26 protein-coding genes are annotated in these 25,751 nt (G+C 65.4%); 16 read left to right on the forward strand and 10 right to left on the reverse strand.

Annotated elements, in window-relative coordinates; genetic code table 11:
• The first annotated feature begins 129 nt into the window (after window positions 1-129).
• From recN to J3454_RS01075, 4 genes are read left to right on the forward strand one after another with little or no spacing between them, the layout of a single operon-like run.
• Window positions 130-1,797, forward strand: coding sequence for a DNA repair protein RecN (gene recN, locus J3454_RS01060; RefSeq protein WP_349513117.1), 1,668 nt, complete (start codon window positions 130-132; stop codon window positions 1,795-1,797).
• The gene (locus J3454_RS01065) at window positions 1,797-2,075 is read left to right on the forward strand and encodes a hypothetical protein (protein ID WP_349511907.1); all 279 of its coding nucleotides are present in this window, start codon (window positions 1,797-1,799) and stop codon (window positions 2,073-2,075) included. The genes recN and J3454_RS01065 overlap by 1 nt, the downstream gene beginning before the upstream one ends.
• Entirely contained in the window at window positions 2,072-4,216 is a 2,145-nt protein-coding gene (ligA, locus tag J3454_RS01070) for an NAD-dependent DNA ligase LigA (protein ID WP_349511908.1), read from the forward strand. Before J3454_RS01065 ends, ligA begins: the two co-directional genes overlap by 4 nt.
• Window positions 4,216-4,716 (forward strand): CinA family protein, encoded by a 501-nt coding sequence (locus tag J3454_RS01075; RefSeq protein ID WP_349511909.1) that lies wholly within the window; start codon window positions 4,216-4,218, stop codon window positions 4,714-4,716. The genes ligA and J3454_RS01075 overlap by 1 nt, the downstream gene beginning before the upstream one ends.
• A 10-nt stretch (window positions 4,717-4,726) precedes the next feature.
• On the opposite strand, the gene J3454_RS01080 is transcribed toward J3454_RS01075, so the two are convergent.
• Window positions 4,727-5,398, reverse strand: coding sequence for an SDR family oxidoreductase (locus tag J3454_RS01080; protein WP_349511910.1), 672 nt, complete (start codon window positions 5,396-5,398; stop codon window positions 4,727-4,729).
• A gap of 238 nt (window positions 5,399-5,636) precedes the next feature.
• On the opposite strand from J3454_RS01080, the gene J3454_RS01085 reads away from it, so the two are divergent.
• Window positions 5,637-6,794 carry a sensor histidine kinase gene (locus J3454_RS01085; RefSeq protein WP_349511911.1) on the forward strand — a complete coding sequence of 386 codons (1,158 nt, stop codon included), beginning with the start codon at window positions 5,637-5,639 and terminating at the stop codon, window positions 6,792-6,794.
• Between the two features lie 173 nt (window positions 6,795-6,967).
• On the opposite strand, the gene J3454_RS01090 is transcribed toward J3454_RS01085, so the two are convergent.
• Window positions 6,968-7,909 carry a 50S ribosomal protein L11 methyltransferase gene (locus J3454_RS01090; protein WP_349513118.1) on the reverse strand — a complete coding sequence of 314 codons (942 nt, stop codon included), beginning with the start codon at window positions 7,907-7,909 and terminating at the stop codon, window positions 6,968-6,970.
• Window position 7,910: 1 nt separating this feature from the next.
• Window positions 7,911-8,648, reverse strand: a complete 738-nt coding sequence (locus J3454_RS01095) for an SDR family NAD(P)-dependent oxidoreductase (protein WP_349511912.1) — start codon at window positions 8,646-8,648, stop codon at window positions 7,911-7,913.
• Window positions 8,649-8,757: 109 nt separating this feature from the next.
• On the opposite strand from J3454_RS01095, the gene sdhC reads away from it, so the two are divergent.
• From sdhC to sdhA, 3 genes are read left to right on the forward strand one after another with little or no spacing between them, the layout of a single operon-like run.
• Window positions 8,758-9,138 (forward strand): succinate dehydrogenase, cytochrome b556 subunit, encoded by a 381-nt coding sequence (sdhC, locus tag J3454_RS01100; RefSeq protein ID WP_349511913.1) that lies wholly within the window; start codon window positions 8,758-8,760, stop codon window positions 9,136-9,138.
• A gap of 13 nt (window positions 9,139-9,151) precedes the next feature.
• Window positions 9,152-9,538, forward strand: a complete 387-nt coding sequence (sdhD, locus tag J3454_RS01105) for a succinate dehydrogenase, hydrophobic membrane anchor protein (protein ID WP_349511914.1) — start codon at window positions 9,152-9,154, stop codon at window positions 9,536-9,538.
• Window positions 9,538-11,406, forward strand: coding sequence for a succinate dehydrogenase flavoprotein subunit (sdhA, locus tag J3454_RS01110; RefSeq protein ID WP_349511915.1), 1,869 nt, complete (start codon window positions 9,538-9,540; stop codon window positions 11,404-11,406). Before sdhD ends, sdhA begins: the two co-directional genes overlap by 1 nt.
• A gap of 421 nt (window positions 11,407-11,827) precedes the next feature.
• Here sdhA and J3454_RS01115 read toward each other — a convergent pair whose 3' ends face one another.
• Window positions 11,828-12,115, reverse strand: coding sequence for a type II toxin-antitoxin system RelE/ParE family toxin (locus J3454_RS01115; RefSeq protein ID WP_349511916.1), 288 nt, complete (start codon window positions 12,113-12,115; stop codon window positions 11,828-11,830).
• Entirely contained in the window at window positions 12,115-12,363 is a 249-nt protein-coding gene (locus tag J3454_RS01120) for a type II toxin-antitoxin system ParD family antitoxin (protein WP_349511917.1), read from the reverse strand. Before J3454_RS01120 ends, J3454_RS01115 begins: the two co-directional genes overlap by 1 nt.
• 95 nt (window positions 12,364-12,458) lie before the next feature.
• On the opposite strand from J3454_RS01120, the gene J3454_RS01125 reads away from it, so the two are divergent.
• On the forward strand, window positions 12,459-13,490 hold the full coding sequence (locus J3454_RS01125; protein WP_349511918.1) for a C13 family peptidase: 1,032 nt from the start codon (window positions 12,459-12,461) through the stop codon (window positions 13,488-13,490).
• Here J3454_RS01125 and J3454_RS01130 read toward each other — a convergent pair.
• Window positions 13,459-15,057 carry an esterase-like activity of phytase family protein gene (locus J3454_RS01130; RefSeq protein WP_349511919.1) on the reverse strand — a complete coding sequence of 533 codons (1,599 nt, stop codon included), beginning with the start codon at window positions 15,055-15,057 and terminating at the stop codon, window positions 13,459-13,461. The genes J3454_RS01125 and J3454_RS01130 overlap by 32 nt on opposite strands.
• 122 nt (window positions 15,058-15,179) lie before the next feature.
• Here J3454_RS01130 and J3454_RS01135 point away from each other — a divergent pair, with 122 nt between their 5' ends.
• Together J3454_RS01135 and J3454_RS01140 are read left to right on the forward strand one after the other, a co-directional pair.
• Window positions 15,180-15,569: a BlaI/MecI/CopY family transcriptional regulator gene (locus tag J3454_RS01135; protein WP_349511920.1), complete on the forward strand. Its 390-nt coding sequence runs from the start codon at window positions 15,180-15,182 to the stop codon at window positions 15,567-15,569.
• Window positions 15,566-17,260, forward strand: a complete 1,695-nt coding sequence (locus tag J3454_RS01140; protein WP_349511921.1) for a M56 family metallopeptidase — start codon at window positions 15,566-15,568, stop codon at window positions 17,258-17,260. The genes J3454_RS01135 and J3454_RS01140 overlap by 4 nt, the downstream gene beginning before the upstream one ends.
• A gap of 7 nt (window positions 17,261-17,267) precedes the next feature.
• Here J3454_RS01140 and J3454_RS01145 read toward each other — a convergent pair whose 3' ends face one another.
• Window positions 17,268-17,780, reverse strand: a complete 513-nt coding sequence (locus J3454_RS01145; protein WP_349511922.1) for a hypothetical protein — start codon at window positions 17,778-17,780, stop codon at window positions 17,268-17,270.
• Window positions 17,764-18,627 (reverse strand): KPN_02809 family neutral zinc metallopeptidase, encoded by an 864-nt coding sequence (gene ypfJ / locus J3454_RS01150; protein ID WP_349511923.1) that lies wholly within the window; start codon window positions 18,625-18,627, stop codon window positions 17,764-17,766. The genes J3454_RS01145 and ypfJ overlap by 17 nt, the downstream gene beginning before the upstream one ends.
• A gap of 105 nt (window positions 18,628-18,732) precedes the next feature.
• Between ypfJ and J3454_RS01155 the strand changes: the two genes are divergently transcribed.
• From J3454_RS01155 to J3454_RS01175, 5 genes are all read left to right on the forward strand, one after another.
• A complete protein-coding gene (locus J3454_RS01155; protein ID WP_349511924.1) occupies window positions 18,733-19,485 on the forward strand; it encodes a 3-hydroxybutyrate dehydrogenase in 753 nt (250 codons plus the stop codon).
• The gene (locus tag J3454_RS01160) at window positions 19,482-20,999 is read left to right on the forward strand and encodes a M28 family peptidase (RefSeq protein WP_349511925.1); all 1,518 of its coding nucleotides are present in this window, start codon (window positions 19,482-19,484) and stop codon (window positions 20,997-20,999) included. The genes J3454_RS01155 and J3454_RS01160 overlap by 4 nt, the downstream gene beginning before the upstream one ends.
• Before the next feature lie 87 nt (window positions 21,000-21,086).
• Window positions 21,087-22,541 carry an IMP dehydrogenase gene (gene guaB, locus J3454_RS01165; RefSeq protein ID WP_349511926.1) on the forward strand — a complete coding sequence of 485 codons (1,455 nt, stop codon included), beginning with the start codon at window positions 21,087-21,089 and terminating at the stop codon, window positions 22,539-22,541.
• A 9-nt stretch (window positions 22,542-22,550) separates the two neighbouring features.
• A complete protein-coding gene (locus tag J3454_RS01170) occupies window positions 22,551-23,729 on the forward strand; it encodes an RsmB/NOP family class I SAM-dependent RNA methyltransferase (protein WP_349511927.1) in 1,179 nt (392 codons plus the stop codon).
• A 62-nt stretch (window positions 23,730-23,791) separates the two neighbouring features.
• On the forward strand, window positions 23,792-24,292 hold the full coding sequence (locus tag J3454_RS01175; RefSeq protein ID WP_349511928.1) for a tetratricopeptide repeat protein: 501 nt from the start codon (window positions 23,792-23,794) through the stop codon (window positions 24,290-24,292).
• 6 nt (window positions 24,293-24,298) lie between these two features.
• Here J3454_RS01175 and J3454_RS01180 read toward each other — a convergent pair whose 3' ends face one another.
• Window positions 24,299-24,778 carry an RNA pyrophosphohydrolase gene (locus tag J3454_RS01180; protein ID WP_349511929.1) on the reverse strand — a complete coding sequence of 160 codons (480 nt, stop codon included), beginning with the start codon at window positions 24,776-24,778 and terminating at the stop codon, window positions 24,299-24,301.
• Window positions 24,775-25,722 carry an alpha/beta hydrolase gene (locus J3454_RS01185; RefSeq protein ID WP_349511930.1) on the reverse strand — a complete coding sequence of 316 codons (948 nt, stop codon included), beginning with the start codon at window positions 25,720-25,722 and terminating at the stop codon, window positions 24,775-24,777. The genes J3454_RS01180 and J3454_RS01185 overlap by 4 nt, the downstream gene beginning before the upstream one ends.
• Between the last annotated feature and the right edge of the window lie 29 nt (window positions 25,723-25,751).

Genomic DNA, 25,751 nt, shown 5'->3' on the forward strand with positions numbered 1-25,751 from the left:
GGCGGATGGTAGGGCGAGGGGGTACGGAAGTCTTTGGCTCTGCAAGGCGAGGATGACCGTGAATTCGGGGATTGCCCGATGCTTCCCACGTGACGCGCCCCCATGGCTGCGCTATCCACAGTGGTACTCATGCTGACCCGGCTTTCGATCCGCAATATCGTCCTTATCGAAGCGCTCGATCTCACTTTCGCGCGCGGGCTGGGCGTGCTTACGGGGGAGACGGGGGCGGGCAAGTCGATCCTGCTCGATGCGCTCGGGCTGATCCTTGGCGACCGCGCGGAGACGTCGCTGGTACGCGCGGGCGAGGACAAGGCCAGCGTTACCGCCAGCTTCGAATTCGCCGCGCTGCCGCCTGCGATTGCTGCCGCGCTGGAGGATGCCGACATCGCGATCGAACCGGGCGAGCCGCTGCTGATCCGGCGGCAGGTCAAGGCTGATGGCGGATCGAAAGCCTTCATCAATGATCAACCCGCCAGCGTTGCCCTGCTGCGCGAACTCGCGCCCGCGCTGGTCGAATTGCATGGCCAGCATGATGATCGCGGGCTGGTGAACCCCCGCGGGCACCGGCTGCTGCTCGATCGCTATGCCGCGACCGATACCGCCGGGCTGGAGCGTGCCTATGCCGCATGGGCGCGGGCAGAGGCGCAACTGGCCGAAGCGCGGGGCGAGGTGGAACAGGCGAAGGCGGATCAGGACTTGCTGATTGCGCACCTTGCTGAACTTGCTGCGCTGGAGCCGGTCGCGGGCGAAGAAGCGCGCCTCGCCGCGACCCGCGCCGATATGCAGAAGGGCGAGAAGCTGGCGGGCGATCTGGAAACCCTGCGCCATGTCTGGGAAGGATCGGATTCGCCGCTCGCCGCGCTGCGCGTGGCGGCGCGCAAGCTTGACCGGATCGCGCCCGAACATCCCTTGCTGGCCGAGGCGCTGGCGGCGCTGGATCGCGCCGTGATCGAAGCGGGCGAGGCCGAGGACAAGCTGCAAAAGGCCGCCGAGGCGCTGCTGCACGATCCTGCGGCGCTCGACGCTGCCGAAACCCGCCTGTTCGAACTGCGCGCCGCCGCCCGCAAGCATCGCTGCGATGTCGACGATCTGCCCGAACTGATGCGCACCATGCGGTCGCGGCTTGAGGCGATTGAGGGCGGGGAGGCGCAACTGGATGCGCTGGAAGTCGCCACCAAGGAAACCCGCAGCGCCTATGTCGCGGCGGCGGAGATAGCGCACGCGGCGCGGGTGGCGGGCGCGGGCAAGCTCGATACGGCGGTGGCGGCGGAACTTGCGCCGCTGAAACTGGATGCCGCGCGGTTCCTGACGCAGGTTTCGGCGCTGCCCGAAAACCGGTGGAATGCATCGGGCATGGACGCGGTCGAGTTTCTGATCTCCACCAACCCTGGTGCGGATTTTGCGCCGCTGGGCAAGATCGCATCGGGCGGGGAACTCTCGCGCTTCATCCTCGCGCTGAAGGTGGCGCTGGCGGAGAAGGGCGGGGCGGCCACCATTATCTTCGACGAGATCGACCGCGGCGTGGGAGGGGCGGTGGCGAGCGCCATCGGCGAACGTCTGGCGCGGCTGGCGGCGCAGGAAGGGCAATTGCTGGCGGTCACGCACTCGCCGCAGGTCGCAGCGCGGGGCGGGCAGCATTACCTGATCGCCAAGGCCTCCAGCGGGATCGTGACCCGGACCAGCGTGGTGCTGCTCGATCCTGCCGGACGGCAGGAGGAGATCGCCCGGATGCTGTCGGGGGCGGAGGTCACGCCGGAGGCGCGCGCGCAGGCGGATCGGCTGCTGGAGGGGGTTTGATGTTTGTCGGCGGCATTGGCGACTTTCTCCTGCTGATTGTCATACTGGCCGGACTGGGCGTGGTCTTTATTTTTGGCACGGTGATCGCGCTGTTTTTCTTCAAAATTGTTGGCATGGGAAGCGGGCGAGCCGTGGTGTGGGGATATGGCCTGCCGCTTTGTGGCTCACTGGCACTCGTCGGCATAGGATGGCTGGTGAAGGGAGATGAGCCTGCGCGGGAATTGCCGGTCGAGATACCCCTAAGAATGGAGTCGGATTTGCGGGAGCCTGCGCGATGACCGCCCCAGCTACCCTCTCAGACGCCGATGCCGCCAATGAACTGATGCGGCTGGCGCGTGCCATTGCGAAGCACGACCGCCTGTATCACGCTGAGGATTCGCCCGAGATTTCCGATGCCGAATATGACGCGCTGGTGCGCCGCAATGCGGAACTGGAAGACGCCTTCCCGCACCTGATCCGCGAAGATTCGCCTTCGCGCAAGGTGGGTCATGCGGTCGCGTCTTCGCCGCTCGGCAAGGTCGCGCACGAGGTTCGGATGATGAGCCTCGACAATGCCTTTTCGCCCGAGGAAGTGGCCGAATGGCTCGCCCGGATGCGGCGGTTCCTCAACCTGCCCGAAGGCGCGCCGCTGGCCATCACCGCCGAAGACAAGATCGACGGATTGTCCTGCTCGCTGCGCTATGAACACGGCGTGCTGGTGCGCGCCGCCACGCGCGGCGACGGGCAGGTTGGCGAGGACGTGACGGCCAATGTCGCGCACATCCGCGACATCCCGCAAAAGCTTCCGGAAGGCGTCCCCGAGGTCTTCGAGGTGCGCGGGGAGGTCTATATGGAAAAACAAGCCTTTACCGCGCTCAATGCTGCGCAGCATGAAGCGGGCGGAAAGCTGTTCGCCAACCCGCGCAATGCCGCCGCCGGGAGCTTGCGACAGAAGGACGCAAGCGTCACGGCGAAGCGTCCCTTACGGTTCTGGGCGCATGGCTGGGGCGCGGTATCGGAGCTTCCCGGCAGCACGCAGGCCGAGGTTGTCGCAACCCTTAAACGCTGGGGCTTTCCCGTCTCGCCGCTGTTCACCCGGATCGAAGGCGATGCCGCCGATCTGGTCGCGCACTTCGACACCATCGGCACAGCGCGGCCCGATCTGCCCTATGATATCGACGGGGTGGTCTACAAACTCGACCGGCTCGATTGGCAGGAGCGGCTCGGCTTTGTCGCCAAGGCCCCGCGCTGGGCACTGGCGCACAAGTTCCCGGCGGAGCGCGCCGAAACCGTGGTGCAGGGCATCGACATTCAGGTCGGGCGCACCGGCAAACTGACCCCTGTGGGACGGCTCGCCCCGGTGCTGGTCGGCGGGGTGACGGTCACCAACGTGACGCTCCACAACCGCGACGAGATCGAGCGGCTGGCCTTGCGCGTAGGCGACCGGGTGGTGATCCAGCGGGCGGGCGACGTGATTCCGCAGGTGGTCGAAAACCTGACGCGCGATGATGATCGTCCGCCGTTCCCTTTCCCCGATTACTGCCCCGAATGCGGCAGCGAGGCGGTGGCCGAGGAAGGCGAGGTCGATGTGCGTTGCACCGGCGGGCTGATCTGCCCGGCGCAGCGTACCCAGCGGCTCGAACATTTCGTCTCCCGCAAGGCGCTCGATATCGAGGGGTTGGGCGAGAAGACTATTGCCCAGTTCTTTGCGCTGGGCTGGCTCGAAAGCCCCGCCGATATCTTCCGCCTGCGCGCCCGCCGCAGCGATATCCTCGCCCTAGAAGGGTGGCAGGACAAGTCTGTGGACAACCTGTTGGCAGCGGTGGAAAGCAAGCGCACCCCCGATGCCGGACGGCTGCTGTTCGGCCTCGGCATCCGGCATGTCGGCGAAGTGACCGCACGCGATCTGATGAAGGCGCTGGGCGATCTGCCGTCCTTGCGCGCCGCAGCCGAGGCGTTCCACGCCTATCGCACTGCCAATCCACCCACGCCGGACGAGAAAGTATCACCGTTCAAGGCGCGGATGGATCAGGCCGCCAAGGACATGTTCGGCGTGTCCGATCAATTCGGGGCAACGGTGGCGCACTCGCTCGCCGATTTCTTCCACGAACCGCACAATGTCGCGGTGTGGGAAGACCTGCTCGGACAGGTGACTCCGCCGCGTTACGAGGTGAAAACGCTCGCCAGCCGGGTCGCAGGCAAAACCGTGGTGTTCACCGGCAAGCTTGAAACCATGAGCCGCGACGAGGCCAAGGCGCAGGCCGAGCGGTTGGGCGCCAAGGCGGCGGGCAGCGTCAGCGCGAAAACCGATCTGCTGGTTGCCGGGCCGGGGGCGGGATCGAAGATGAAGAAGGCCGCCGAACTCGGGATCGAGGTGATGGACGAAGCCGGATGGGCGGCGATCGTTTCAGACGCGCTGGGAAGTTCGGGCGGCAGCTGATGGACCTGCTTCATGAACTCCATCCCCAAGCCCTGCGCATTGCCTGCTTGTTGCGCGCGCGGGGCGAGAAGGTCGCGGTTGCTGACGGCGCCACAAGCGGGCTGATCGCAGCGAGCCTGCTGACCGTGCCCGGCGCGCTCGATTTCTTTGTAGGCGGCGGTGTGGTCTATTCGCTGCGCGCCCGCGACGTGCTGTTTGCTCTCCCGCGCGAGGCTTACAAGGGCATGCGCGGGGCGAGCGCGGATTACGCGTTGCTGCAGGCCGAGGCGATCCGGGCCAATTTCGGCGCGGAGTGGGGACTGGCCGAAAGCGGCTCGGTCGGCGGGTCGTCGCATCCGAGCGGCGCGCCCGCCGGGCGTAGCGTTGCCGCAGTGGTCGGCCCGCCCGGCGAACAGATCCGATTGCTCGAAACCGGCAGCGAGGCCCGCATCAACAACATGGCCGCGTTCACCCGCAACGCGCTGCAAGCTTTCGAGGATGCGCTGCTCGCCGCGTCTTAGAGAAAGCGTCCTAGTCGTTCGGCATCAGATAGATCTCGCGCACGGCTGACGTTGCGGGCTGTTCCAGCGCGAACAGCACGGCGTTGGCGACATCCTCGGGCTGGATCTTGCTTGGCTTGGGCGTGTCGAAAAACGCGGTATCGACCATGCCCGGCGCGATCACGGTGGCGCGTCCGCCCCATTCGCGCATTTCTTCGGCAAGGTTTTCGCCAAGGCCGTGGACGAACCACTTGGTCGCCGAATAGACCGACCCCTTCATGTGATCGCGCCCGGCCTTGGATCCGGTAACAACGAAATGCCCCTTGGTCTTGCGTAGATGCGGCATCGCGGCGTGCGCGGTGTAGAGCACGGCGAGGATATTGAGGTGGATCATCGCGTGCCATTCCTCTGGGTCGCCCTGTTCGATCCCCGCCCTGGACACGCCCTTGCCGGCATTGGCGAACACCGCATCGAGGCCGCCGAAATGGTCTGCGGCCTTGTTGATCGCGGCGGCGGCCTGCTCGCGGTCGGTCACATCGCAGGGGAGCGCCAGTGTGGCGTTGCCGATGTCACGCGCCAAGGCTTCCAGCTTGTCGGCCGAGCGGGCGAGCAGCGCCACGTTCCAGCCCTTTGTGGCGGCTGCACGGGCGGTGGCAGCGCCAATCCCGGAGGATGCGCCGGTGATAAGAAGAGTGCGGGCCATGAATGTCTCCTGCGTTGATGTGTGCCCCCACCTGAAGCGAGCGGGACGCGCCAGTGTTCCGGCGAATATTCTCGACTGCTTCTGCCGGGCTCCGTTTGCCCGAGGCGGGTCCGTGTCAAAGCCTCGCCTGAGCGTGACATGGGTGACACGTACAGCTTCGTTTTGGAGCCCGGACGCGCTAACGTCCGGTCAGCAGACGGCTTGAAAAATCGGCTATCGGACATGGGAGCGTTGAACGTTGTTTGAAAACAAGCCCCAATCCGCAGGAAAGCAGCCGAGTCTTTGCTCGTGCTCGCTGCCCTCCGACCCGAAAGACGCCACGGACTACAGAAAAATGTACGAGCGGGTATCCAAAATGGCTTCTATAGGAGTCTGGGAATTTGACCTTTTGCGGCACGAATTGAGTTGGTCCGACGCTGTCTACGATTTGTTCGAAGTTCCCCGCGGCAAGGCTATCACCCGCTGTGCTGCCGTCCAATTTTACAGTGGCGAATCCCGTATCGAGATGGAGGCGTTGCGGGCGCAGGCAATCGAAAGCGGTGGTAGCTTTAGCATCGATATCAAGGTCACGACCGCGTTGGGGAACTTGCGCTGGATCAATTTAACGGCAGACGTTGAGCAGGAAAACGGGATCTCGGTCCGGATTTTTGGCACCAAGCAAGACATTACGGAACGAAAAAGGGCGCAGGAGCAGGTCAAGCATCTGCAGTCTGAGCGGACCCACACGGCCAGCCGTGCCGCAATGGGCAGCATAGCTGCGACACTGGCTCATGAACTTAGTCAGCCGCTCGCTTGTATCGTCAGTTATGCGACGGGGACGGCTGAGTATCTGAAATCGGTGCAGATTCCCGCCCCGGCGGCGATCGGATTGCGAGAAATCGAGGTGAACGCTCTGCGCGCCGGCGATGTCATGCGCCGGATGCGGAGAATGATTGAGAAAGGTCGCGGCAATTCTGAGCCGTTCGATCTGACGACTGTCCTGAAAGACGCGGTCATCGTGGCTTGCCCGCCTTCTGCCAAGGTTTCGTTCAAGCTGCAGTTCGGACATTCGGGAACCGTGGCAGCGGACCGCGTCCAGGTGATGCAGGTCGCGGTCAATATCATCCGCAATGCGAGTGAAGCCATGGAAGGCTCCCGCGATCAGGAGATTTTCATTGCAACTCATGAGGAGGGCGATTTTATCATTGTGACGATCGCGGACACCGGACCGGGGCTGCCAGCGGATCTCAACCTGTTCGAACCGGTGGACTCGTCCAAGGCCGGTGGCATGGGGATCGGGCTTTCGATCTGCAGGACAATCGTCGAAGGCAACGGCGGGAAGATTTGGGCTTTGAGCGCAGCTTCCGGTGCACAATTTTGCTTCAAGCTGCCAAAGCTCGACGGCTCACCGGGCTAATGGAAGTTTTGCAGGCACCTTCGGAAATGGTTCGCCCTCAGCTTCATCCTGAAGCCAGCAGCCGCGCTGGCGATGGCTCCCCCGCGTGCCGAGCGGCTGTTGCTGGAAGCGCGGCGGGCGGGTTTGAGACTTGTGCGCACATCTCCCTCTCCCGCAGACGGGAGTGGAGCGTGTCAGCGCAGCCGTGCCCAATTCTGGCGCCGCCGCAGCCACAGGATTGCCCAGTCGCCACGTTGAAGCCGCGCTGCCAAGCGGAAGCCCGCGCGCAGCATCGCGCGTCTGACCGCCGCCTCCTGGTCGCCCGCCAGCAATCCGGCCAGCAGCATGCTGCCGCCGGGTGTCACCGCCTTGGCAAAGGCTGGGGCGAATTGGACCAGCGGACCAGCGAGGATGTTGGCGATCAGGAGGTCGTAAGGCCCGCGCACCTGTATGAGTGGGTCGTCCATCCCTTCGGCCACCACCATCACCGCCTCGCCCGGCTTCGGCCCCATCGAGACCCCGTTCATTGCGGCGTTTTCCTCGACCACCGGCACGCAGACCGGGTCTATATCGGTGAGCGTACAGTGCGCCCGCGGCCACAGCGCCAGCGCCGCGAACCCGAGCAGCCCGGTGCCGGTGCCGATATCGGCGATGTTGCGGGCGATCACGCCGCGCGCCTTCATGGCGTCCAGCATTTCAAGGCACCCCGCCGTGGTGCGGTGCTGGCCGGTGCCGAAAGCTTGGGAGGCGGGGATGATGAAATCGATTGCTTCGCGATCGGCGGGGTGCTCGGGCGTGTGGATATGGAAGCGTCCGGCGCGGATCGGTTCGACATTGTGCTGGCTCAGCGTCACCCAGTTCTGCGGGGGCAGTTCCTCGACCGTGATTTCCGGCGCCCCAGCTTCTGAAACGCCTTCGAACAATCCTGCGAGCGCGGCCTTTTCTGTTTTGCCCGGCTTGCGCGGGAACCAGCCCTCCAGCACCCAGTCGTCGGGCTTGTCCTCGGCGACTTCGCGGCCTGCGATGACGAGCTCGTAGTCCCAATCGTCGATCCGGTCATGCGCCAGCAGCGCCGCCTGCACGATGGGCTTGGCGGCGGGGGCGGTGAGCTTCCAGGTGGTGTCGGCGGAGGCCATCTTAACGGACAAAGCTCGCGCCATTGGCGTCGATCACCGCGCCGGTCATGCTCGGCGGCGCGTCCAGCGCGCAGAAGGCGATAATCGCGGCGATCTCCTCGGGAGTCGCCACCCGGCCTAGCGGAATGTCGGCCAAAAGCCCCGGCCCGCCGCGGCTGGCGAGGTAATCACCGGCCATGCTGGTGTCGGTGAAGCCAGGGGTGATCGCGAAGCTGAGGATGCCGTCTTTCGCATAGGCGCGCGCAATCGTCTTGTGCATCGCGATCATCCCGCTCTTGGCGGCGGCATAGTGCCAATGCGCCGGCGAATCCCCGCGATAGGCGGCGCGGCTGGCGACATGCACCAGCCGTCCGGCGGATCCGCGCTCCTGCCAGTGCAGCACCGCGAAGCGCGACAATTGCGCGGCCGATGTGAGGTTGACCCGCATCGTATCCTCCCACGCATCGAGCCATTCGATATCGGAACGGTCGAGCCGGTTTGCCTCGAACCGTCCGGCATTGTTCACCACTGCGTCGATCTGACCATCCGCCAGATCGAGCGCCTGTTCCCACAGCGATTGGGCGGCCAGCGGGTCGGCGAAATCGGCAGCGATGATGGGCGGCCCGCTGTCGCCTGCTGCCTGCGGGCGAGAGGACCCACCTGAAGAATGGCCGATCACCTTCGCCCGGCGCTCTGCCAGCGCTGCCAGTGCTTCCCTGCCGATTCCCCGGCTCGATCCCGTGACAAGAATGTGTCCCATGCAAGCGCCTATCCGAAACTTTGCAAGCTGTGTCCACCGCTCGCCGCTTGCCTCATGCAGCCAGAACGCTAAGTGGGAGGCTCAATTTGCAGGACTGTTCGGGATCACCATGAACCAAAGACCGCTTTCTCCCCATTTGCAGGTGTGGCGCTGGGGGCCGCACATGCTGGTATCGATCCTCCACCGCGCCACCGGTGACGGGCTGGCGCTGGTCGGCCTTGGCGTGCTGGTGTGGTGGCTGGGGGCGCTGGCCAGCGGGCCGGACGCCTATGCCACGTTCCAGGCCGTCATGGGCTCGATCCCGGGCATGGTGGTGCTGGTGGGCCTGTCGTGGGCGTTCTTCACCCACATGATGAGCGGGCTTCGCCACTTCGTGCTGGATATCGGCGCAGGCTACGAACTCGATACCAATCGCATGTGGTCGATTGCCTCGCCGGTGATCGCCATCCTTCTCACCGCGGCCTTCTGGGCCCTGATCGTGCTACTCTGAAGGGGGCGGAACAATGGGCAACGGAACTTCTATCGGGCGCGTACGCGGGCTTGGCTCGGCGCATCACGGCCCGCATCACTGGCTGGTGCAGCGCTTCACCGCGATCGGCAATCTGGTGCTGATGAGCTGGCTGCTGGTCAGCTTCATCGTCATCGGCGATTTCGGCCATGCCAGCGTGGTCAAGTGGCTCACTCAGCCGCTTACCGCCACAGCGATGATCCTGCTGGTGGTCAGCCTGTTCTGGCACGCACGGCTAGGGCTGCAGGTGCTGACAGAGGACTACATTCATGACGCCGGCAGCAAGTTCGCTGCAATCTCGGCGCTCAATCTTGCAACCATCGGCGGCGGCGCTTTTGCGATCTTCAGCGTGGCCGCGCTCGCATTCGGAGGACAGGCCTGATGGCTACGTCAGCAGCACGCGGAACCGCCAATGATGTCGGAGGCGCGCATCTGAAGGGCGCCTACACGATCACCGATCATACTTATGACGTGGTGGTGGTGGGAGCGGGCGGTTCCGGCCTGCGCGCAACCATGGGCGCTGCCGAATCCGGTCTGCGCACCGCGAATATTTCCAAGGTTTTCCCCACGCGCTCGCACACGGTTGCAGCGCAAGGCGGCATCGCGGCCAGCCTCGGCAACAACAGCCCGGATCACTGGACCTGGCATATGTACGACACCGTCAAGGGGTCCGACTGGCTGGGCGATCAGGACGCAATCGAATATCTCGCACGTGAAGCCCCGGCGGCGGTTTATGAGTTGGAGCACGCGGGCGTGCCCTTCAGCCGCAACGCCGATGGCACCATTTACCAGCGCCCGTTTGGCGGGCATATGCAGAACATGGGCGCCGGCCCGCCGGTGCAGCGCACCTGCGCTGCCGCGGACCGGACCGGCCACGCCATGCTTCATGCGCTGTATCAGCAGAGCCTGAAGTATGATGCGGACTTCTTCATCGAATATTTCGCGCTCGATCTGATCATGTCGGAACGCGACGGCGAGAAGGTCTGCGTCGGCGTGATGGCGATGTGTCTGGATGACGGCACGATCCACCGTTTCCGCGCGCAATCGGTCGTGCTGGCGACCGGCGGTTATGGCCGCTGCTATTACACCGCCACATCGGCCCACACCTGTACCGGCGACGGCGGCGGGATGGTGCTGCGTGCCGGCCTGCCGATGCAGGACATGGAGTTCGTGCAGTTCCACCCGACCGGCATCTACGGCGCGGGCGTTCTCATCACCGAAGGCGCGCGCGGGGAGGGCGGATACCTCACCAACTCCGAAGGCGAACGCTTCATGGAGCGGTACGCGCCGTCCGCCAAGGATCTGGCGAGCCGCGACGTCGTGAGCCGCTCGATGGCGCTGGAAATGCGCGAAGGGCGCGGGGTGGGGCCGGATGGCGACCACATCTTCCTGCACCTCGACCACATCGACCCGACCGTGCTGGCGCAGCGCCTGCCGGGCATCACCGAAAGCGGCAAGATCTTCGCAGGCGTCGATCTGACCCGTCAGCCGCTGCCCGTCACCCCGACGGTGCATTACAACATGGGCGGCATTCCGTGTAACTACCACGGACAGGTCGTGACGCTGGGGCCGGATGGCAACCCCGATCACGTGATCCCCGGCCTCTATGCCGTGGGCGAGGCGGCCTGCGTTTCGGTGCATGGGGCAAACCGCCTCGGCTCGAACTCGCTGATCGATCTCGTGGTGTTTGGCCGTGCGACCGGGCATCACCTGCGCGACAGTATCAAGCCCAATGCGAGCCAGCCCGAACTGCCCGCCGACAGTGCGGATTTTGCGCTGACCCGGCTCGATCACTTCCGCTACGCCGAGGGCGGATCGCCCACCGCGCAAATCCGCGCCGAAATGCAGAAGGCGATGCAGAAGCATTGCGCCGTGTTCCGCGATCAGAAGCTGATGGACGAAGGCGTGGCCAAGCTGGCCGAGCAGAACACCCGGATGCAGGACATCCACGTCACTGACAAGTCGCTAATCTGGAACAGCGACCTGATCGAGACGCTCGAACTCGACAACCTGATGGCGCAGGCCAATGTCACCATGGCGAGCGCTGCCAACCGCAAGGAAAGCCGCGGCGCCCACGCGCACGAGGATTTCCCCGATCGCAACGATGCCGAATGGATGAAGCACACCATCGCGTGGTTCGATGGCTGGGGCGGCCGCGGATCGAACAGCCGCATCGCTTACCGCCCTGTGCACGAGTACACGCTGTCGGACGATATTGCGTATATCGAGCCTAAAGCGCGGGTTTATTGAGGGATGTGAATCCTGGAAATCCTCATATTCATTGGATTTCTCTGGATCTGCTGGCTGGTATGGGAATGGCTTTCGACCCGAGCGTGGGGGAGAGTCATTCAAATAGCTTTTGTCAGCGTCATCTATATTCTTTGGCTGTCAGGTTATCCGTTAGCAGTCTTGAGTGCGGTGAGGGCGGGACTTGAGGCGTATGGTCGCGGCAGTTATGCGGGTGTTACGATCACCAGCATCGCCGTTCCGCTTATGGCTCCGATTGGGCTCCTGTTGCTCATTCCTTGGAACGGCTTTTGCCACTGGGCTTGGATCAAGGGTGGGTGCGTTTACCACAAACCGAGCGCATTGGGACGGTCCGTCGCTACTTTGAAGATGCTTCAGGTCGGCGTTTCTGGTATCTGCGTTTCGTGGGCGGTCCCAGACGCCGTTAGAGTATAGCGTCCACATCCATGCGGTTGTGCAGCACCCTGACAACTTCGACTGCCTCGTCACCCACCCTGTAGAAAATAAGATGCTCGCCGCTAGCTGCCTTTCGGAAGTTTCCGACCTTGCTACGGTATTCGGGGAAGCTTGAGGGGAACTCTCCTATTCCCTCGAACCTTCGCTGAATCGCTTGCAGGTAGGCATCGGCCTGTGCGGCGCTCCAGCGCTCCGATGTATCAGACCAGATGCGCGCTAGATCGCGCCTCGCCGCAGGGCGAATGATCAAACGCATCAAGCGGTTCTTGTGCCAGCGTGCATCTCACGCAGGAATTCATCGAAGTCGAATTGATCTGCAGGCCCGCTATCCAGCCCCTCCTGCAAGGCAGCATCAAGCGTCGCGATCCTCTTCTCCCGCTCCTCCGCGCGTCTCAGCGCATCGCGCACCACTTCGCTGATGGTCGCGTATTCGCCCGATTCGACCTTGCGGCGGGCGTAGGCTTCGAAGTGGTCGCCAAGCGATATAGAGGTGTTTTTTCCCATCACGGCGGATTACCAGATGTTGGTAACGCAGGCAACGGGGCGGAACCCGTAATCGTGCTTGACCGACCCGCGGCGCAAAGGCACCTTGCTCGCCGATGAACAGGGGCAGGATCATCGCAGGGGCGCTGGCGGCATTGCTTGCGCCCTTGGCTTTGGCCCCAGCGCTTTCTCAATCTTCCGCCCCCAATCCCAACCAGCCGCCGCCGCACACCGCGCCATTTCCGGATCTGGGTAGCGGCAAGAACCGGGCCGAGCGACGGGTCAGTTTCGAACTCGGCCCCGAATTGCAGCGCGGGGTCTCCGCCGCGCAAATCCGCGAACAGCAGCGCAGGCTCGATGCCGCGCTGGGCGCGCTCGCTCGGCAAACGCCCGGCACGCCGGATGCCTATGTCGTCACTGTCGCGCTCGATAGTGACCCCGTCTTCGCCCGCGAGGCGCGCGGGGCGGCGCGGGTGCTTTCGGCGCGCTACGGGGCGCAAGGCCGCACCTTGATCCTCGCCGGGCCGGACGGGGTGCGCGACGATGCACCGCACGGCTCGATCAGCGCGCTGGTTCTGGCGCTGTCGCATGTCGGCAGCGTGATGGACGGGAGCGAGGATGTGCTGGTGCTGTACACCACCAGCCACGGGATGGATCTGGGGCTGGCCTACCACTTCGGCGATAGCGGCTACGGCATCCTTTCGCCCGAAAGGCTGCAATCCGCGCTGGTCGAAGCGGGGATCCGGAGGCGGGTGCTGATCCTTTCGGCCTGCTATTCGGGCGTGTTCGTACCGGTGCTCGCCAGCCCGGATACTGCGATCCTCACCGCCGCGGCCAGCACCCGCACATCGTTCGGCTGTGCGGCGGAGAACGACTGGACGTTTTACGGAGACGCGCTGATCAACCGTGCGCTGCGCCAGCCGGTCGGGCTGGAGGATGCCGCGCGGGCAGCGGGACGTTCGGTCGCCGAATGGGAGACCAAGGCGCGCGTCCTCGCTTCGCTGCCGCAGGTCAGCATCGGGGCCGGGGCCAAGGCATGGCTGCCCCAGATCGAGGCACAGATGCCGCGCATCGCCAGCGCGCCGGTGGGCAGGCCCGCCTTCGATCCGTCGCAGTTCAATCCGTCGGTGCGCGCCGGGCGGAAATGATCCTGACCGGTTCGGCCAGTATCTCGCCCTTCATCCAGCCTTTGCCCTTGGCAGGGTCGATCGGGCTGGCGTGGATCGCGGCGACCACATCCATGCCTTCGGTCACGTAACCGAACACCGCATAGCCATTGCGCCACACCGGATCGCTTGCCGATGGATCGGCGTCCAGTCCGGTCTGGTCCTCGATCATGATCGAGAAATCGCCATTGGCGCTGCCCGGTTCGCCCATCGCCATCGACAGCGCGCCGTGAGTGTGGGTGAGGCCGGTCCGGCTCGTCGGCTCATGCGGGATGCCCGGCAGGATACGCTCGGGATCGAACTGGGTGCCGCCTTGCAGCAACCCGTTGGGCTTGGGCTCGCGGTCGAGCCGCATGGCGCGGTAGAATACCGTGCCGTCGAAGCGTTTCTCGTCGACATAGCGCAGAAAGTTTTTCGCGGTCACCGGCGCGCGTTCGGTTTCGAGCGCGATCATAATGTCGCCCATTTCGGTCGTCAGTACGACATCGACGCTTTCTGCTTGCGGGAAGGGACGGGTGCCGGGGCGAGCGGTGGATTTGGTGGCGGGCACGGCAGCAGCCACGATTGGGGCATCTGGGTCGGGTGCTGTCCCCTTGATTTCGAACTTCATCAGCAGCGTGCGCTGGCATCCGGCGCGCTCGCCGCCGTCGCAATTGCGGAAATTGTCGTCGGAAACGATGTAGAGGTAGGTGCGCCCGGCATCCTCACGCACCGCCAGCCCTTCGAAATTGTCGAGCATCAGCGGCGGGGCGAGCACGGCGAGGGGCGTGGCGGTATTGTCGGTGCCCAGTTCGACGATGGTGGCGCGATTGCCCTCGTTCGCGTTGTAACTGCGAAACAGCACGAAGCAGGTGCCGTCCGCCTTGCACGCCGCGTCGGTCGGCACGCCGCCTGCTTCAGCAATGCCTTCGGGCGCGGCGAGGAGGAAGGCTTGCGTGCCAGCAGGCGTGATCCGCAGGCAATTGGGCCGCGTGGGATCGACCCACTCCCCGCAGGCCAGCAAGTTATCGCCATAGGCCGCCAGCGCCTCGATCCCGCCATTGGCTTCGGCCCCGGCAATCAACGCCGCCGCGTCATCCTCGCTGCCGCTGGATGCGGCATCGGGGGAGGGATAGCGCGCGATCCGGTGCTCGCGCTCGAACGCGATCAGCCATTCCCCCGTCGGCAGGCGCGTGATCGCCTCGGCATCGCTGCGGTCCTTGCCGCCCAGCTTGCGCCCGCGCTCGTCGAGCAGCGGGCCGATCCTGACAGACGAGACATCGACCAGCCGGCCCTGAACATCGCCAGGCGTCAGCACCAGCCAGCGCCCATCGTCAGCCACCGCGTAGAGCCGCCCGTCATGCCATTCGAGCCCGGAAATCCCGCCGATCCCGGCCTTGTCGGGCGCGATTTCCACGCCGCCGCGAAAGACCAGCTCGCCCACTTCGCGGTCAGGCTCACCGGTCGCCAGTTCCACCGGGGTGGTGAGCGGCAAGAATTCATCGGTCTGGGCCAGCGCCGGCGCGGCAAGCAGCAGGACGAGGGCGGAAAGAAGGGCGCGGATTGTCATCCGTCCGAACATATCGGCGCTTTGTCGAGGCGCAAGCGAGGAAGCGCGCCATTCATCGGGCAGCAATGTTTACAACCGTAGTCGTATTGACTACAGGTGTAATCAACCTTGAGGGAGGCCCCATGAACACCCCTGAAGAACCGATTGGCGAACGCATTACCGAAGCCGAACTGGCGGTGATGGACGTGTTGTGGGAACGCCCGCGCCAGACCGCCGCCGAAGTGTGCGAAGCGGTCTGCACGCGGCGCGGGTGGAGCCTTGCCACGGTCAAGACCCTGCTGGCGCGGCTCGTCCAGAAGGGCGCGATTTCCGCTGCGCCCGATGGTCGGCGCTTTCTCTACACGCCGCTGATCGCGCGCTCTGCCTATGTCGGCGGGGAATCGCGCCGCCTGGTCGACCGGCTGTTCGGCGGACGCGCGGCCTCGCTGGTCGCCCATTTGGCCGAGAGCGAGGCGCTGAGCGATGATGATCTCGCCGAGATCGAGGCGCTGCTGAAGGAGTTGCGGCCATGAGCGCGGTGATGGCGGAAACGCTGGCGTGGACCGGCGCGCTGATCGCGGTGGTGCTCGTGCTGCGCCGTCCGGTGGCGCAGCTGTGCGGGCCGCAATATGCCTATGCGCTGTGGGCGCTGCCGCTGCTGCGTTTGCTGCTGCCGCCGCTCACACTGCCCGCCTGGATGGCTCCTGCATGGATGGCGCCGGCACAGACTGACGCCGCGCCGATTGCGGCAAGCGAGCCGCTGGTCTGGCAGGGCGGGGCCATGCCCGCACCGGCTGCACCTGTGGACACCGGCTTCGATTTCTTTGCCTTTCTCGCCGCTCTGCCGCTGGCAGAGGCGCTGCTGCTGGTCTGGCTCGGCGGGGCGGGGGTGTTCGTGTGGCGCCGCTTCGCCGCCTATTTTGCTTTGCGCGATGAATTGTTGGCTGAAGGGCGCGAGGTCGGGCGTGTGCCTGCACGTTTCGGCGCGATCCGTCTGGTTGAAACTCCCGGCACGCTCGCCCCGCTTGCCTTCGGGGTGGGCGATCCCGTCATCGCCATGCCCCCCGGCTTCATGGCGCTGCCCGACCGGCGTGCGCGCGATCTCGCGCTGGCGCATGAATTGGCGCATCATCGCGGGCTCGATCTCGTGGTCAATGTGCTGGTCCAGCCGCTGTTCGCATTGCACTGGTGGAACCCGCTCGGCCATTATGGTTGGCTGGCGCTGCGCCGCGATCAGGAAGCGGCCTGTGACGCCCGCGTGATCGCCCGCGCTTCCGCCGAAGAACGCGCCGCCTACGCCCGTCTGATCGCCGGTTTCGCGGCCGTCCCCAACCTTGCCCCCAATGCCGCAATTGCCGCGCCGATGGCGTGTCCGGTGCTGGGCGAGAAATCCATTATCCACCGTCTGAGGAGCTTGTCGATGTCCGACCTTTCCCCCCGCCGCCGGATTGCAGGCCGTGCGTTGCTGGCTGCCAGCATGCTGGCCCTGCCGCTGACTGCGACCATCAGCTATGCCGCTTCCGAAACGGAGCAAACCGCGCCCGAGTCGCCGCCCGCACCCCCGGCTCCCCCAGCGCCGCCGCAAGCACCCGATGCGCCGCTCGCGCCGCCCGCACCTGGCGCTCCTGACGTGCCGCAGCCCCCCGCGCCGCCGCAGCCCGGTGAGGCGATAATCGCGGTCGATCCTGATGGTCAGGACCATTCCATTTGGGCCGACAGCTCGACCCATGTCACCGAAACAGTGACGCGCGACAAGGATGGCAATGAACGCCGCACACGCGTTGTCACCCGCAAAGCGCCCGACGGCGCCAAGCCGACCGACGTAAACGGCGTTTATCAGCGCATGACCCGCGAACAACGCCGCGAGATCTCCGCCGAACTCAGCCGCGCTCTCGACGAGGCCGACCGGGCAATGGCCGATATCCCCGCTATCGTCAGCAAGGCGCTGGCCGAGGCCGAGGTGGCGCGCGCCGCTGCGCCCAAGGTCATGATGCTGAACAATTGCGATGCGAGTTTTGACGAGCCGAGCCAGACATTTACCGGCAAGGACGGCCGCAAGACCATCATGATTTGCCAGTCGCGCATGTTCGCCCTGGCGCGGCAAGGGCTGGAGGAAGCCCGCGCCGAGATCATGACCGATAGGGACATTCCCGAAGACGCCCGCAAGACCGTCATCAAGGAACTCGACCGCCAGATCGAACGCTGGAAGGAAAAGGAAGGCTGACGCGGGCTTACTGCTCCGTTTCGGTCACCGGCTTGGGCCGCGCGGGGTATGCGCACCCGCGGCCCATGCCTAACCCTTTCAGGAACGCCCGCCGCACCATTCCCGCGGTATAGGCGGCGCGAAGCAGCCGATCATTGCTGGCTGCGCCGGTCACCTCGCGCACGATCCCGCGAAACGGCATGAACGATCCCACCACGCCGCGCGCAATGCGGCCTTCGCTGAAACGGTCATTGCCGTCATCTTCGGCGATATCGTAATCCGCACCGAGAACGCGATCGAGCGCAGCAATATCGGCCACGATTGCGTTGCAATCGGTCATCCGTGCGGATTCGTAAGGGTCGCGCACGGCAATCTGCAGCGGTTCGGGAATGTCGCGTGCATCGATGTTGAGATCGCGCAGCGGGGTCTTGGCAACTTCGGTGGCATCGGGTTCGGGCATGACCTGTGCTGCTAGCGGTGCCGCCAGCAACGCTGTTGCGCCCACGCCCAGCACAAGCCCGAGCTTACTCGAAAAAGACATTGCACGCGGTATCATCATTGCTCTCCAGTCCCAGCCTGAGTGCGGCCATCCGCTGGCGGCTGGTGCCATGGGTGAAATTTTCGGGATTGATGCGCTGCCCCGCGCCGCGCATCAGCGTATCGTCACCGATCGCGCTGGCGGCGGCGAGGCCTTCTTCCAGATCGCCCGGTTCTATCGCCGAACGGTTCTTGCCCGCCCACATCCCGGCATAGCAATCTGCTTGAAGTTCCATCGCCACCTGAAGCCGGTTCGACTGCGACGGGTTGCGCTGCTGTTCGCTTCGCACTTGGGCGGCCAGACCGGTGATGTTCTGGATATGGTGCCCATATTCATGCGCGATCACGTAAAGCCGCGCGAAATCGCCGCCGGTGCCCGCCATCTGTGCCAACTGGTCATAGAAGCTTGTGTCGATATAGATCCCCTGATCTGCGGGGCAGTAGAACGGCCCCGACGCCGATGAAGCGCTGCCGCAGCCTTCGGTCGTCACCTGTCCGCCGCGATACAGATCGAGCACCGGGCGGGAAAATGCGATGCCGTTGCGATCGAACGTTGCCGCCCAGGTGGCATTGAGGCTGGCGAGCGCGGCGCAGGCCTCGGTGGCATAGGCGCTGGTGGCGCAGACTTCGGCCTCGCTCATGTCGCTGGCGGGGGCGGTTGCCGGGGCGGTCTGCTGCTGCACGCCTTCCACCAGTCCAATGGTCTGCGTCGGGTCGATTCCGAACACCAGCGCGCCGACCAGCGCAATCACCAGAGTGCCGCAGCCGATCCCGCCTGCACGGCGCGCGCCGCTGCCCCCGCCGCTGGAGCGAACCTCGATATCGGCTGTGTCGAACGGGCCCAACCGCATGAAAATCTCCTGCTGCGTGCATGGCACTGAGCAATTTGCTGGACAGCCGCTTTCCACGCGGCAAAAGCGAATGCAATTGGCCATGACGTGCAGGAGTTGCGGTGAATGCTCAAGGGTAAGCGCGCACTCGTAACCGGATCGACTTCGGGAATCGGGCTGGCTGTCGCGCGCGCGCTGGCGGCCGAAGGTGCCGAAGTGATTCTCAACGGGTTGGGCGACGCCGATGCCATCGCGCTGCTGTGCGATGAACTGGGCGCGACCTATCATTGTGCCAACCTGATGAACCCGGACGAGATCGCGCAGATGATGGCGGCGGTCGGCCCGGTCGATATCCTGGTCAACAATGCCGGGATGCAACACGTCGCCCCGGTGGAGGATTTCCCGCCCGAGAAATGGGACGCGATTCTGGCGCTCAACCTGTCGGCGGCGTTCCACACCACCCGCCTGGCCGTGCCGGGAATGAAGGCGAAGGGTTGGGGCCGGATCATCGCCACCGCCAGCGCGCACTCGCTCACCGCCTCGCCGTTCAAAAGCGCCTATGTCGCGGCCAAGCATGCCATGGCGGGCTTTACCAAGACCATTGCGCTGGAACTGGCCACCCACGGCATCACGGCAAACTGCATCAGCCCGGGCTATGTCTGGACCCCGCTGGTGGAAAACCAGATCCCCGATACCATGACCGCGCGCGGGATGACCCGCGAACAGGTGATGAACGACGTGTTGCTGGCGAAACAGCCGACCAAAAGCTTTGTCCTGCCAGAAGATGTTGCCGCGCTGGCGGTGTTCCTGTGCGGCGATGCGGCGCGCAACATCACCGGCGCGAACTACGCCATCGACGGGGGCTGGACGGCCGAATGAGCGGGCCGGCGAACGGGGCGCCTGCCCGGCTGCTCATCATGTTGCTGGCAAGCCTGCTGCTTGCCGCCTGTGCACGCGCGCCGATCGCCAGCATTCCCGTATCCGAGCGTGCTGGGATCGAGGAACGCCTGCGGGCCGATATTGCCAAGCTGGCCAGCGACGAATTCGCCGGACGCAAGCCGGGCACCGTGGGCGAGGAAAAGACGCTTGCCTATCTCGAACAGCGGTTCGCCGAGACCGGGCTATTATCGGGGACCGGCGATCCGGGCAGTTACTGGCGCGCGCCGGTCGATCTGGTGTCTGCGCGACCACTCACCAGCAAGCTGCAACTGGCGCGCGGGCGCACTGCGCTGATGGTGCCGGAGGAGGACGGGGTCGCCTTCACCCGCCGCCGCCGCGCGCTGGCGGCGGGCGGCCCGGCAACAGGCGTGCCGGTGGTGTTTGTCGGCACCGGCGAAGGCCCTGTATCCCCCGATACTGTCGCGGGCGCGGTAGTGGTGCTGTTGGGCGCCGAGGGACCGAACCCGTCGCGCAGGGCCGAGCCTTTCCGCGACCGCGCGACGGCTGTGCTGACCGTGCTGCCAGATGCGTCCGCGATCGCTCGTCTGCGGGCGGCAAACGATGTGGAACGGGTCGAACTGGCGAGTGAGGAAGTCGACACGCTCGGCGCCTATGTCACCGACGCCGCGCTCGCCAAAGTGCTGGGCGCGGCCAACTGGCAGCGCCTGAAGGCCCGCAGCAGAGAGGCGGATTTCACTCCGATCGAAATCCAGCTCGCGATCAGCATCGATGCCGCCGCCGACCGGCGCGAGTTCACCAGCCACAACCTTGTCGGTGTGATACCGGGCACTGTGCCGGGGGCGGGCGCGGTGCTGGTGCTGGCGCATTGGGATCATCTGGGCGAATGCGGCCCGCCCGAAGCGGCTGACCGGATCTGCAACGGCGCGGTCGACAATGCCAGCGGGCTTGCGGTGATGCTCGAACTGGCACGGCGGCTGAAATCCGGCCCGCCGCTGGAGCGTGACGTCTATTTCCTCGCCACCACCTCAGAGGAGGCCGGGTTGCTCGGTACACGCGCCTTTGTCCGGAACCCGCCGGTGCCACTCGACGATATTGTGGCCGCCTTCAACCTCGATATGCTCGCGCTGGCGCCGGCGGGCGCGCCGGTGGGATTCGTCGGCGAGGGACGCACCGCGCTCGATCCGCTCATCCTTGCCGAAATTGCGCGCAGCGGGCGCAGCACCGGCGACAAGGCGCTGGCGGAAAGCTTCGTGCCCCGGCAGGATGGCTGGGTGCTGCTGGAACAGGGCGTCCCTGCAGTGCTGCTGTCGAGCGCCTTCGGCAGCCGCGCGGTGCTGGGACCGTTCCTCGCCAACGACTACCACGATCCGTCCGACCACCCCGAGGGGATCGCGCTGGGCGGCGCCATCGACGATCTGCTGCTGCACGAGGCGTTGGTGCGCGTGCTTGCCGATCCGGCGCGCTATCCGGCACCCGAAACGGGCGCACCCTAGCGCAATTGCAAAACCGCGGTTACATGGGCCGCCACGAATCTCCCCCCGATTCCCTCGCCCGCACGCGAACCTACGAAAGTGGCACCCATGGATATCCCGCTCGGCCTGACCTTTGACGACGTGCTGCTCCGCCCGGCGGAAAGCAGCGTGCTGCCGAGTATGGCCGATACCAGCACGCGGCTGACGCGCGATATTGCGCTGAATATCCCGGTGCTGTCCTCGGCGATGGATACCGTGACCGAAGCCGACATGGCGATTGCGATGGCGCAATTGGGCGGCATCGGTGTGCTGCACCGCAATTTCGAAGTTGCCGACCAATGCGCCGCGGTGCGCGCCGTGAAGCGCTATGAGAGCGGCATGGTAGTCAATCCGATCACCATCGACCCCGATGCGACGCTGGGCGAAGCGCAGACGCTGATGCAGCTTCACCGGATCAGCGGGATTCCGGTGGTTGACGCAGGCGGCAGGCTTTGCGGCATTCTGACCAACCGCGACGTGCGCTTCGCCGAAAACCCGATGCAGCCGGTGCGCGAGCTGATGACGACCGAAAATCTCGCCACCGTGCCATTGGGCACCGGGCAGGAAGATGCGCGCCGACTGCTTCACCAGCGCCGGATCGAAAAGCTGCTGGTGGTCGACGATGCCTATCACTGCATCGGCCTGATCACGGTGAAAGACATCGAAAAGGCCGTGAATTACCCGCACGCGACCAAGGACGGCACGGGCCGTTTGCGTGTGGCTGCGGCAACGACCGTCGGCGAATCCGGGTTCGCCCGTACCGAAGCGCTGGTGGATGCCGAGGTCGATGTGATCGTGATCGACACCGCCCACGGCCACAATGTCGAAGTCGCCCGCGCGGTCGAGCGGGTGAAGAAGCTGTCCAACGCGGTACAGGTGATCGCGGGCAATGTCGCCACGGCTGAGGCCACCCGCGCGCTGATCGATGCCGGTGCCGATGCGATCAAGGTCGGGATCGGGCCGGGATCGATCTGTACCACCCGCGTTGTCGCCGGCGTGGGCGTGCCGCAGCTGACCGCGATCATGGAAAGCGCCGCCGAAGCCGCCAAATCGGGCGTGCCGGTGATCGCCGATGGCGGCCTGCGCACCAGCGGCGATGCGGCCAAGGCATTGGCGGCGGGCGCTTCCAGCGTGATGATCGGATCGATGCTGGCAGGCACCGCCGAAAGTCCGGGCGAGGTGTTCCTGTATCAGGGCCGCAGCTACAAGGCGTATCGCGGCATGGGCAGCGTCGGCGCGATGGCGCGTGGCAGCGCCGACCGCTATTTCCAGCAGGACGTCAGCGCGATGAAGCTGGTGCCCGAGGGGATCGAGGGTCAGGTGCCGTTCAAGGGCCCGGCATCCGATGTCGTCCACCAGCTGGTCGGCGGAATCAAGGCGGCGATGGGTTACACCGGCTCGGCCACGATTCCCGAGTTGCAGAAGCGCGCCCAGTTCGTGCGGATCACCAATGCCGGGCTATCCGAAAGCCATGTGCATGATGTCGCCATCACCCGAGAGGCACCCAATTATCCAACGCGATAGGACATTCCCATGATCCCCGCCGCACGTATTCAAGCGGCGATCGAGCTGCTCGACACAATCATTCCTGCCGCTCGCGGGAAGGGCGCACCCGCTGACCGCATCATCGCCGAATATTTCCGCGCTCGCCGCTACGCCGGCTCTAAGGACCGGCGTGCGGTGCGCGATCTGGTCTATCAGGCCATTCGCCTGTGCGGCCCGGTGCCGGAAAGCGGGCGAGCGGCGATGCTGGCCGTGGCGGGGCAGGACCCGGCGATTGCGGCCCTGTTCGACGGATCGCCTCACGGCCCCGCACCGCTGACCGAGGGCGAGCCGGTAGCGAAGACCGGCCTTGCACCCAAGTGGCTGGCAGCCGCCATGCGCGCTTCGGGGCTGGGCGGGCCGGAAATCGCCGCGCTGCTGGACCGCGCCCCGCTCGATCTCCGGGTCAACGCCCTGAAGGCCGACCGCGCGACGATTGTGCTGCCCGAAGCGGGCGAGCCACTCGCCGCGCCGCAAGGGCTGCGGTTCGCCTCGGGTACGCAGGTCGAACAGTGGGACGCTTTCACTCAGGGCCTGATCGAGGTACAGGATCACGGCAGCCAGTTGATCGTGGATGCGCTGCCGGTGGAGCAGGGTGACACCATCATCGACCTGTGCGCAGGCGCAGGCGGCAAGACGCTGGCGCTGGCGGCACGACTGAACAACGCGGCCAGCATCGTTGCGGCCGATACCGACAAACGCCGACTGGGCAATCTGGCTCCGCGTGCCGAGCGGGCCGGGGCGCAGATAGACAATATCGTGCTGCTCGATCCGACCCGCGAGATGCGGGCGCTGGGCAACTGGGCGGGCAAGGCTGATCACGTGCTGATCGACGCGCCGTGTTCCGGCAGCGGGACATGGCGGCGCAGCCCGGAAGGGCGCTGGCGGCTCGACCCGGCGGAACTGGCACGATTGAACGCGCTGCAGGATCACGTGCTGGACATCGGCTCCTATCTGGTCCGCCCGGGCGGAACGATGGCCTTCGTCACCTGCTCGGTGCTGGATGCCGAGGGGCCGGACCGCATCACCGCCTTCCTCACCCGCCATCCCGGCTGGCAGACGACCCCGCTGGCGCTGCCACTGGGCCGTGCGCGCGGGCAGGGCCACAGGCTCGATCCGCTCCATGACGGGACGGATGGTTTTTTCATCGCCTGCTTGCGTTCACCATGATAGCCTAGCATCTTATGACCCAGCCATCCGGTTCCCGGTCTCAAGCCCTGAAGGAGCTTCTGATGCGTTTCGCGCCTGCTGCCGCCGCTCTCTCCCTATGCCTTGCCATCTCGGCGAGCGTGATCAATGCCGGTGCAAGCGACAACCCGGATGCGCGTGCAGAGGCGCTGGTGGCGCAGGGTCAAGCGGCACTGGCTGCGGGCGAGACGCAGGCGGCGGTGGACGCCTTCGAAGCCGCGCTGGCGGTGGATCCGGGCTATACCCCGATCTTCATCGACCTTGCCGAAGCCGCGCGCCAGCAAGGACTCCAGGGCAAGGCGATTCGCTACTACCGTGAGGCGCTGGAGCGGGATCCGGGCAATTTCGCCGCGATATCGGGCGAAGGCGCGGCGCTGGTGGAAAAGGGCGCGCTGGAAAAGGCCAAGCGCAACCTTGCCCGCCTGCAAAGCCTGTGCGGCGATGCCTGCCCCGAAACGGTTGCGCTGGAAAGCAGCATCGCACGCGGTGTTCCGGCACGGCTGGCGGCGGATACCGCAGCCGAAGGTGCCGCTGTCAGCAACTGACGCGGGTCAGATAAACTCGCGGAATTCCGCCAGCACCGCAGTGTAGACATCGCGTTTGAAGTCCACGATCACGTCGGGCAGCAGCCCCGGCGCGATCCAGCGCCATTGATTGAATTCGGGCGGATCGTGCGCTTCGAGGTCGATATCGGCATCGCTGCCGAGGAAGCGGCCGAGGAACCAGTGCTGTTCCTGCCCGCGATATTTGCCCTTCCACACCCTGCCCAGCAATTCGTCCGGTATGTCATAAAGCAGCGGGCGCGAGGCGGGCGCGACCACTTCGACCAGATGCGCGCCGATGCCGGTTTCCTCTTCCAATTCGCGCAGCGCGGCGGTGCGCGTATCTTCGCCGGGATCGATCCCGCCCTGCGGCATCTGCCAGAAGCCGTGCGCCTTGCGGTCGATCCGCTGGCCGACAAACACGAGCCCCTCAGCGTTCAGCAGCATGAAGCCCGCGCAGGGGCGATAGGGCAGCTTCTCGCGGTTCATGCCGGGTTTGCCAGCATGAATGTCATGGCCGCGGCAATCCGCTCCACGTCGGCCTGTGTGCTGGGCACGGCAGCCCGCAGGTTGGTGAAGCTGTGCGTCACCCCGTGCATTTCAATGAACAGGCAATCGCGCCCGGCATCTACCAGCGCCTTGGCATATTCGCGGCCCGAATCGCGGATCGGATCGAGGCTGGCGGTGACGACGATGGTCGGCGGCGCGTTGCTGTGGTCGCCCAGGATCGGGAAGCCGCGCGGGTCGCTGCGGTCGGCGCCGTAAGCCGCATCGAAGAAGCCCATGGTGTCGGCTGTGAGCAGGAAGCCTTCGCTGAACGCCGCCATGCTGCCCGACCCCTCGGCATCGGCGACCAGCGGGAAGATCGGCACTTGCAGCACCACCGGCACGGCTGCGGGGTTTTCGCCAAGCAACTGGCTGACGACGACCGAGGCATTGCCCCCGGCGCTGTCGCCGATGGTGACGATGCCGGTCGCCGCGCGGCCCAGTTCTGCGGGGCTGCCTGCCACCCAGCGCGCCGCCGCCTCGCAATCGAGGATCGCGGCAGGGAAGGGCGCTTCTGGCGCGCGGGCATAGTGGACGGCGACCACCGGCAGATCGAGCAAACCCGCCAGTTCGGTGCACAATGCGTGGTGCGTGTCGAGATCGCCGATCACGAACCCGCCGCCGTGGAAGAACATCACCACCGGGCCGGGCTGGCGCATCTCGCGCGCGTCGTAGAGACGCAGCGGTATGTCGCCTTCGGGGCCGGGACAGGAAAGGTCGCGGATCACGGCAAGGTCGCGGGCAGGGCGGTCGGCCATTCCGTGCAGAGCCACATAGGACGCGCGCGCTTCCTCCAGCGTCATTTCCGCCATCGTCGGCCCACCCATCGCGGCGAGCGCATCGATGAAGGCTTTCATGTCGGAGCGGATATAGGGGGCATCGGTCATTATGGTTCTCTCCCGCAAATTCTTTGGCC

This window comes from Erythrobacter sp. NFXS35 (genome assembly GCF_040148725.1).
GTDB lineage: Bacteria > Pseudomonadota > Alphaproteobacteria > Sphingomonadales > Sphingomonadaceae > Erythrobacter.

What these genes read in the sequence shown, in the direction of transcription:
- sdhC (WP_349511913.1), top strand. Translation starts at nt 8,758, where the DNA reads ATGAACCAAAGACCGCTTTCTCCCCATTTGCAGGTGTGGCGCTGGGGG.
- sdhD (WP_349511914.1), top strand. Translation starts at nt 9,152, where the DNA reads ATGGGCAACGGAACTTCTATCGGGCGCGTACGCGGGCTTGGCTCGGCG.
- sdhA (WP_349511915.1), top strand. Translation starts at nt 9,538, where the DNA reads ATGGCTACGTCAGCAGCACGCGGAACCGCCAATGATGTCGGAGGCGCG.
- guaB (WP_349511926.1), top strand. Translation starts at nt 21,087, where the DNA reads ATGGATATCCCGCTCGGCCTGACCTTTGACGACGTGCTGCTCCGCCCG.
- J3454_RS01155 (WP_349511924.1), top strand. Translation starts at nt 18,733, where the DNA reads ATGCTCAAGGGTAAGCGCGCACTCGTAACCGGATCGACTTCGGGAATC.
- J3454_RS01175 (WP_349511928.1), top strand. Translation starts at nt 23,792, where the DNA reads ATGCGTTTCGCGCCTGCTGCCGCCGCTCTCTCCCTATGCCTTGCCATC.
- J3454_RS01140 (WP_349511921.1), top strand. Translation starts at nt 15,566, where the DNA reads ATGAGCGCGGTGATGGCGGAAACGCTGGCGTGGACCGGCGCGCTGATC.
- J3454_RS01130 (WP_349511919.1), bottom strand. Translation starts at nt 15,057, where the DNA reads ATGACAATCCGCGCCCTTCTTTCCGCCCTCGTCCTGCTGCTTGCCGCG.
- J3454_RS01160 (WP_349511925.1), top strand. Translation starts at nt 19,482, where the DNA reads ATGAGCGGGCCGGCGAACGGGGCGCCTGCCCGGCTGCTCATCATGTTG.
- J3454_RS01185 (WP_349511930.1), bottom strand. Translation starts at nt 25,722, where the DNA reads ATGACCGATGCCCCCTATATCCGCTCCGACATGAAAGCCTTCATCGAT.
- J3454_RS01120 (WP_349511917.1), bottom strand. Translation starts at nt 12,363, where the DNA reads ATGGGAAAAAACACCTCTATATCGCTTGGCGACCACTTCGAAGCCTAC.
- J3454_RS01170 (WP_349511927.1), top strand. Translation starts at nt 22,551, where the DNA reads ATGATCCCCGCCGCACGTATTCAAGCGGCGATCGAGCTGCTCGACACA.
- J3454_RS01065 (WP_349511907.1), top strand. Translation starts at nt 1,797, where the DNA reads ATGTTTGTCGGCGGCATTGGCGACTTTCTCCTGCTGATTGTCATACTG.
- J3454_RS01135 (WP_349511920.1), top strand. Translation starts at nt 15,180, where the DNA reads ATGAACACCCCTGAAGAACCGATTGGCGAACGCATTACCGAAGCCGAA.
- recN (WP_349513117.1), top strand. Translation starts at nt 130, where the DNA reads ATGCTGACCCGGCTTTCGATCCGCAATATCGTCCTTATCGAAGCGCTC.
- J3454_RS01090 (WP_349513118.1), bottom strand. Translation starts at nt 7,909, where the DNA reads ATGGCCTCCGCCGACACCACCTGGAAGCTCACCGCCCCCGCCGCCAAG.
- J3454_RS01095 (WP_349511912.1), bottom strand. Translation starts at nt 8,648, where the DNA reads ATGGGACACATTCTTGTCACGGGATCGAGCCGGGGAATCGGCAGGGAA.
- J3454_RS01145 (WP_349511922.1), bottom strand. Translation starts at nt 17,780, where the DNA reads ATGTCTTTTTCGAGTAAGCTCGGGCTTGTGCTGGGCGTGGGCGCAACA.
- J3454_RS01080 (WP_349511910.1), bottom strand. Translation starts at nt 5,398, where the DNA reads ATGGCCCGCACTCTTCTTATCACCGGCGCATCCTCCGGGATTGGCGCT.
- J3454_RS01075 (WP_349511909.1), top strand. Translation starts at nt 4,216, where the DNA reads ATGGACCTGCTTCATGAACTCCATCCCCAAGCCCTGCGCATTGCCTGC.
- J3454_RS01115 (WP_349511916.1), bottom strand. Translation starts at nt 12,115, where the DNA reads ATGCGTTTGATCATTCGCCCTGCGGCGAGGCGCGATCTAGCGCGCATC.
- ypfJ (WP_349511923.1), bottom strand. Translation starts at nt 18,627, where the DNA reads ATGCGGTTGGGCCCGTTCGACACAGCCGATATCGAGGTTCGCTCCAGC.
- J3454_RS01180 (WP_349511929.1), bottom strand. Translation starts at nt 24,778, where the DNA reads ATGAACCGCGAGAAGCTGCCCTATCGCCCCTGCGCGGGCTTCATGCTG.
- ligA (WP_349511908.1), top strand. Translation starts at nt 2,072, where the DNA reads ATGACCGCCCCAGCTACCCTCTCAGACGCCGATGCCGCCAATGAACTG.
- J3454_RS01125 (WP_349511918.1), top strand. Translation starts at nt 12,459, where the DNA reads ATGAACAGGGGCAGGATCATCGCAGGGGCGCTGGCGGCATTGCTTGCG.